Source organism: Arsukibacterium ikkense (assembly GCF_000987775.1).
Taxonomy (GTDB): Bacteria; Pseudomonadota; Gammaproteobacteria; order Enterobacterales; family Alteromonadaceae; genus Alishewanella; species Alishewanella ikkense.
Map to the genome: position 1 here is coordinate 1 of NZ_LAHO01000040.1, position 714 is coordinate 714.

Annotated in this window: 1 protein-coding gene; it reads left to right on the forward strand. The window is 48.0% G+C overall.

What is annotated here, in order from left to right; all coding sequences use genetic code 11:
- A partial coding sequence (locus tag WG68_RS18945; RefSeq protein WP_046559281.1) for an IS110 family transposase occupies nucleotides 1-696 on the forward strand: 696 nt, incomplete at its 5' end.
- Between the last annotated feature and the right edge of the window lie 18 nt (nucleotides 697-714).

Consider the following 714-nt stretch of genomic DNA (forward strand, 5'->3'; position numbering starts at 1 on the left):
ATGGCTTATGTTTATCCACCCGAGATGCGAGCTGCCCGTGACTTACTTCGGCGTCGCACTCGTATCGTCCGCCATGGTGCAGATTTAAAAGCGCACGTCAAAAACACGACCAGTCAATACAATTTGCCGCCAATGGATCTGAACTTGCGGTATGACTTTGCCCGCAAAGCCATGCGAAATCGCTTTGACGATGATTGTGTACAACGCAATATCGACCTCGACCTTAATATTATCGCGTTTTACAAACACGAACTCAGCTCCGTTGAATGTTTTATTGAAAAGCATGCGAAACATCATAGCGGTAGTGATTATCACATTCTCACCAGTTTCCCCGGTATTGGTCGGATTCTGGCACTCACCATTCTGTATGAGATTGGTGATATAGCCCGCTTTAACACGGTACAGGACTTTGCTTCCTACAGCCGGCTGATTAAATGCAAAGCCGAATCCGCCGGCAAAAGCTATGGCACTCAGGGCAATAAAATCGGCAATGCCCATCTGAAGTGGGCTTTCGGTGAGATTGCCGTGCTTTATCTGCGCGGCAATGACAAAGCCAAAGCCCACTTACTCAAATTACAAAAGCGCATGAGCAAAGCTAAGGCACTGTCTGCTCTGGCACACAAGGTGGGCCGTTGCGTTTACTACATGCTGAAAAATCAGAAGGTGTTCGATGAGAAACGTTTCCTAGCCGGTTAAGTCGCGGGACAAGGTGAG